At 53.6% G+C, this 6,981-nt stretch carries 1 protein-coding gene; it reads right to left on the bottom strand.

The genetic code is table 11. From position 1 onward, the window contains the following. Positions 1 to 6,981, bottom strand: a 6,981-nt coding sequence (locus tag KFK88_RS11820) for a Calx-beta domain-containing protein (RefSeq protein WP_223580005.1), incomplete at both ends; no start/stop codon positions are given.

Genomic DNA, 6,981 nt, shown 5'->3' with positions numbered 1-6,981 from the left:
CCGTGGCTAACTCGTCCGCCGTGTTGCCATCACTGTCCGTCGCCGTGATTTGCACTTCGTAGACATTGTCGGCGTTGGCATCCGCTGGCGCTTCAAAGTCTTGCGCTGGCAGCGTCAACTCACCCGTCGCTGGGTCAATCGTGAACAAGGCTTGATCCGCGCCACCAGTAATGGTGTACGTCACGGTGCCAATCGGCGCGTCACCGGGGCTTAAGTCCGCCGGTGCCGTGGTGTGGGCCGTGTTCTCAGGCGTGCTCTCGGCAATCGGCGCGATGTCCAAGTTCGCCGTTTCCGCCACGTCAGTCACTTCAACCGTCGCTAACTCATCTGCCGTGTTGCCATCACTGTCCGTTGCCGTGATTTGCACTTCGTAGACATTGTCGGCGTTGGCATCCGCTGGCGCTTCAAAGTCTTGCGCTGGCAGCGTCAACTCACCCGTATTGGCATCAATCGTGAACAAGGCTTGATCCGCGCCACCGGTAATGGTGTAGGTCACGGTGCCCACTGGGGCGTCACCTGGGCTCAAGTCCGCCGGTGCCGTGGTGTGCGCCGTATTCTCAGGCGTGCTCTCGGCAATCGGTGCAATGTCCAAGTTCGCCGTTTCCGCCACGTCGGTCACTTCAACCGTGGCCAACTCGTCTGCCGTGTTGCCATCACTGTCCGTCGCCGTGATTTGCACTTCGTAGACATTGTCCGCGTTGGCATCCGCTGGCGCTTCAAAGTCTTGCGCTGGCAGCGTCAACTCACCCGTATTGGCATCAATCGTGAACAAGGCTTGATCCGCGCCACCAGTAATGGTGTACGTCACGGTGCCCACTGGGGCGTCACCTGGGCTCAAGTCCGCCGGTGCCGTGGTGTGCGCCGTATTCTCAGGCGTGCTCTCGGCAATCGGCGCGATGTCCAAGTTCGCCGTTTCCGCCACGTCGGTCACTTCAACCGTGGCCAACTCGTCTGCCGTGTTGCCATCACTGTCCGTCGCCGTGATTTGCACTTCGTAGACATTGTCGGCGTTGGCATCCGCTGGCGCTTCAAAGTCTTGCGCTGGCAGCGTCAACTCACCCGTCGCTGGGTCAATCGTGAACAAGGCTTGATCCGCGCCACCAGTAATGGTGTACGTCACGGTGCCAATCGGCGCGTCACCGGGGCTTAAGTCCGCCGGTGCCGTGGTGTGGGCCGTGTTCTCAGGCGTGCTCTCGGCAATCGGCGCGATGTCCAAGTTCGCCGTTTCCGCCACGTCAGTCACTTCAACCGTCGCTAACTCGTCTGCCGTGTTGCCATCACTGTCCGTCGCCGTGATTTGCACTTCGTAGAGGTTGTCGGCGTTGGCATCCGCTGGCGCTTCAAAATCTTGCGCTGGCAGCGTCAACTCACCCGTCGCTGGGTCAATCGTGAACAAGGCTTGATCCGCGCCACCGGTGATGGTGTACGTCACGGTGCCCACTGGGGCGTCACCGGGGCTTAAGTCCGCCGGTGCTGTGGTGTGCGCCGTATTCTCAGGCGTGGTTTCCACAATCGGCGCAATGTCCAAGTTCGCCGTTTCCGCCACGTCAGTCACTTCAACCATGGCCAACTCGTCTGCCGTGTTGCCATCACTGTCCGTCGCCGTGATTTGCACTTCGTAGAGGTTGTCGGCGTTGGCATCCGCTGGCGCTTCAAAGTCTTGCGCTGGCAGCGTCAACTCACCCGTCGCTGGGTCAATCGTGAACAAGGCTTGATCCGCGCCACCGGTGATGGTGTAAGTCACGGTGCCCACTGGGGCGTCACCTGGGCTCAAGTCCGCCGGTGCCGTGGTGTGCGCCGTATTCTCAGGCGTGGTTTCCACAATCGGCGCGATATCCAAGTTCGCCGTTTCCGCCACGTCGGTCACTTCAACCGTGGCTAACTCGTCCGCCGTGTTGCCATCACTGTCCGTCGCCGTGATTTGCACTTCGTAGACATTGTCGGCGTTGGCATCCGCTGGCGCTTCAAAGTCTTGCGCTGGCAGCGTCAACTCACCCGTATTGGCATCAATCGTGAACAAGGCTTGATCCGCGCCACCAGTAATGGTGTACGTCACGGTGCCAATCGGCGCGTCACCGGGGCTTAAGTCCGCCGGTGCCGTGGTGTGGGCCGTGTTCTCAGGCGTGGTTTCCACAATCGGTGCGATGTCCAAGTTCGCCGTTTCCGCCACGTCAGTCACTTCAACCGTCGCTAACTCATCTGCCGTGTTGCCATCACTGTCCGTTGCCGTGATTTGCACTTCGTAGACATTGTCCGCGTTGGCGTCCGCTGGCGCTTCAAAGTCTTGCGCTGGCAGCGTCAACTCACCCGTCGCTGGGTCAATCGTGAACAAGGCTTGATCCGCGCCACCGGTAATGGTGTAGGTCACGGTGCCAATCGGCGCGTCACCTGGGCTCAAGTCCGCCGGTGCCGTGGTGTGCGCCGTGTTCTCAGGCGTGCTCTCGGCAATCGGTGCAATGTCCAAGTTCGCCGTTTCCGCCACGTCGGTCACTTCAACCGTGGCCAACTCGTCTGCCGTGTTGCCATCACTGTCCGTCGCCGTGATTTGCACTTCGTAGACATTGTCCGCGTTGGCATCCGCTGGCGCTTCAAAGTCTTGCGCTGGCAGCGTCAACTCACCCGTCGCTGGGTCAATCGTGAACAAGGCTTGATCCGCGCCACCGGTAATGGTGTACGTCACGGTGCCAATCGGCGCGTCACCTGGGCTCAAGTCCGCCGGTGCCGTGGTGTGCGCCGTGTTCTCAGGCGTGGTTTCCACAATCGGCGCAATGTCCAAGTTCGCCGTTTCCACAACATTAGTGACCGTCACAGTCGCATCTTCTGTAGCAGTATTGCCAGCAGAATCCGTTGCCGTGATTTGCACTTCGTAGAGGTTGTCGGCGTTGGCATCCGCTGGCGCTTCAAAATCTTGCGCTGGCAGCGTCAACTCACCCGTCGCTGGGTCAATCGTGAACAAGGCTTGATCCGCGCCACCGGTAATGGTGTAGGTCACGGTGCCCACTGGGGCGTCACCTGGGCTCAAGTCCGCCGGCGCCGTGGTGTGGGCCGTGTTCTCTGGCGTAGACTCATTAATAGGTGCTATATCAAGGTTTCTATCATCATCAGCGATCGTCACTGTATCGCTAGCAGTACCGATAGTACCGTTACTCACCGCCGTAATTGTAGCGTCTACAGTTTCATTTCCTTCAACAAGGTTATCGTCGATGACTTCAACCGCAACCGTTGCGCTGGTATCGCCCGCTGGAATTACAACCGTTGTTGTGCCTGCAGCACCCGTCAAGTTGTAGTCGGTTGCATCTGTCGCTGTACCAGCATAATCAATCGTTACTGTGGTATCAGTAGCGCTTGTGTTATTTAGAGTTACTGTAAATTCACCATCTGTGGCAGGCTCTGATGCCGCTGCCACTGTAGCCGCAATCGATACTTCTAGATTATCATCGTCAGAAATAGTGACTGTAGCTTGATTATTAGCACCATCAATTGTGCCGTCAGTTGTGGTCGCTAAAGTGATGACGACTGTCTCATCACTTTCAACAATCGCATCGTCAACAACCGTCACATCAATAGTAGCCGAAGTATCACCCGCTGGAATGGTCACTGTGCCAGTTAATGGAGTGTAATCATCGGTTGCGGTTGCTGTTCCTGCCACGTTGTAGGTGATCGTTGTGTCAACTGAATTAGGGCTGCTCAAATTGATTGTGAACTGGCCATTATCAGCAGGTTCAGCTGCAGCCGCATCATTGGCAGTGACCGATACCGTAATGGTATCATTATCTTGAATAGTGTAAGTGTTCGTGGCTTGCGTATTGCTATCAAGATCCGCATCTCCAAGTACTAATCTTGGATTAGCGCTTGAGAGTTCGAAGTTAATATTTTCATCAGCCTCAAGAATATTATCATCCACTACGGTCAGGTTGATCGGCACCGAAGTACCCGCACTACCATCGTAGTTTCCAGCTGGGATCGTGACCGCGACGACATTGGTATAATCAGTACCAGAGCCGGTTGCAGTACCACCAGTCACGTTGACATTCACTGTCGTATCATTAGGTAAGAAGCCTAATATTAATAATCTAGGCGCATCTGTCGTTGACTCATCAGCCGAGTCTGCAGCTGAATCAAACTCTATCAGTACAACAGTGTCGTTATCTTGAATTGTGACGACTCCAGTACCATCGTTGATTGTCGCTTGGCCACCAGTAATGTTTGATAAGTTAACATTGAAAGTTTCGTCACCTTCAATCTCAAAATCATCGTTAATCGTTACTGTGATTGACTGAACTTCGCCGTCATTACCCACGAAGTTTAGAGTACCTGAATTTGCAATATAATCCTGTAACGCACCAGCTTGAGCGGTGCCATCAGCAGTTGCGAAATCAACACTGAAACCTGCAGCTGTATTACCAGTTAATGTCACATTAATTGTTGCAGTGCCTGCATCTTCATCAACGGCTACATCAGCAACAGAAACACTAGCGATATCATCATCAGCGATCGTCACTGTATCGGTAGCAGTACCAATAGTACCGTTACTGACCGCTGTGATTGTAGCGTCTACAGTTTCACTGCCTTCAACAATATTATCGTCGATGACTTCAACCGCAACCGTTGCGCTGGTATCGCCCGCTGGAATTACAACCGTTGTTGTGCCTGCAGCACCAGTTAAGTTGTAGTCGGTTGCATCTGTCGCTGTGCCTGCATAACCAATCGTCACCGTAGTATCGGTAGCGCTGACATTACTTAAGGTTACTGTAAATTCACCATCTGTAGCAGGCTCTGATGCTGCTGCCACTGTCGCCGCAATCGATACTTCGAGATTATCATCGTCTGTAATGGTACCTGTCGCTGTATCCGTATCAGTAACCAGTGGGTTCACTGCATCTAAATTAACGGTAAAGGTTTCATCACCCTCTACCAAAGCATCGTTGGTAATCGCTACAGTAAAGGTTTGTGTTTCGGAAGCATTACCAACAAATGTAACAGTGCCAGCCGTGCTGTCATAATCTGTGTTGCCACCCGTCGCAGTGCCGTCCGTGAAGCTATAATTCACATCAGTGCCACCCGCGACCTCAGAGTCCAAGGTAATAGTAAATGTCGCAGTACCTGCACTTTCATTAACAGTCACGTCTTCAACAGTCACACTCGCCGCATCATTGTCAGCAATTGTCACTGTGTCCGTTGCAGTACCGATGGTACCGTTGCTTACTGCGGAGATCGTAGCAATAACAGTCTCATCACCTTCTGTGATGAAGTCATCGACAACATTTACATTCACTGTAGCTGCCGTAGAACCTGCTGGAATGACAACGCTTGTTGTACCCGATGCACCACTTAAGTTGTAATCGGTGCCATCAGTAGCTGTGCCGCTGTAACCAATAGTGACCGTGGTATCGCTAGAGCTTGTGGTGTTCAAGCTAACGGTAAACTGACCATTGGTATTTGGCTCGGACGCTGCAGCAATGGTCGCAGCAATCGATACTTCTAAGTTGTCATTGTCAGTAATCGTTCCAAGGCCTGTATCAATATCCGTAACTAATGGGTTCACAGCATCGATATTGACTGTGAAGTCTTCGCTACCTTCTACAATAGTGTCGTCGGTAATGGTGACATCGAATGTTTGTGTTTCACCCGCTGTACCAACAAAGGTCACACTGCCCGCTGTGTTATCAAAATCATCACCGCCAGTCGCTGTGCCGTCAGTGAAGCTGTAGTTCACGACCGTGCCACCGCTCACATCGTTATCCAGTGTGATGGTGAAGGTCGCTGTGCCTGCATTTTCGTTTACTGTGACATCATTAACCGTTACTTCAGCATTATCGTTATCATTGATCGTGCCTAAGCCTTGGTTGTCGCTGAACGTCACGCCCGCCGTGGTCAAGTTAGTTAAATCTACGGTAAAGTCTTCAGTACCCTCAACTAAAGTATCGTCGGTAATCGGAACGGTAATAGTCACCGTCTCGCCACTCGTACCCGTGAAGGTTTCTGTACCTGATGTCGCGGTGTAATCACTGCCCGCAGCCGCACTGCCGTCATTCGTGGTGTAGTCGAAGCTCACGCCACCTTGTACGTCGCCCGTTAAGGTCACGGTGAAGATAGCATTACCATCCGCTTCGTTAACCGTCACATCATCAATCGCGACCGTCGCTGCGTCGTTATCCGTAATGGTGCCTAAGCCTTGGTCATCACTGAAGGTCACGCCGCCGTTACTTAAGTTGCTTAAATCAACCGTGAAGGTCTCATCACCTTCAACCGTCGTGTCGTTGATAATCGGTACGATGATGGTTTGTGTTTCGCCTGGCGTACCCGTGAAGCTTAAGCTGCCAGCAGTCGTGGTGTAATCACCCGGAGCCGCTGCCGTGCCGTCATTTGTGGTGTAATCCAGCGTGAAGCCACCTTGAACTTCGCCCGTCAAGGTCACAGTAAAGGTCGCGTTAGCGCCCGCTTCATCAATCGTGACGTCATCAATCGCAACCGTCGCTGCGTCGTTATCCGTAATGGTGCCTAAACCTTGGTCATCACTGAAGGTCACGCCACCGTTCGTTAAGTTGCTCAAGTCAACCGTAAAGGTCTCGCTGCCCTCAACAATGGTGTCGTCCGTAATCGGAACCGTAATCGTCACCGTCTCGCCACTCGTACCCGTGAAGGTTTCCGTGCCCGAGGCCGCTGTGTAATCACCGTCAGCAACAGTCGCCGTACCGTCCGTCGTGGTGTAATCGAAGCTCACGCCACCTTGTACGTCGCCCGTTAAAGTCACGGTGAAGACTGCATTACCATCCGCTTCGTTCACCGTCACGTCATCAATCGCAACTGTCGCTGCGTCGTTATCCGTAATGGTGCCTAAGCCTTGATCATCCGCAAACGTGACGCCTGGATTATTGAGATTACTTAGGTCAAGCGTGAAGGTCTCATCACCTTCAACCGTCGTATCATTGATGATCGGTACGCTAATGGTGATCGTTTCACCGTCCGTACCCGTAAACG

Origin of the sequence: Kangiella taiwanensis, assembly GCF_020005165.1 — a bacterium.
Classification (GTDB): domain Bacteria; phylum Pseudomonadota; class Gammaproteobacteria; order Enterobacterales; family Kangiellaceae; genus Kangiella; species Kangiella taiwanensis.
The sequence above is the reverse complement of the archived record's forward strand: the minus strand, read 5'-3'. Positions and strand labels throughout refer to the sequence as shown.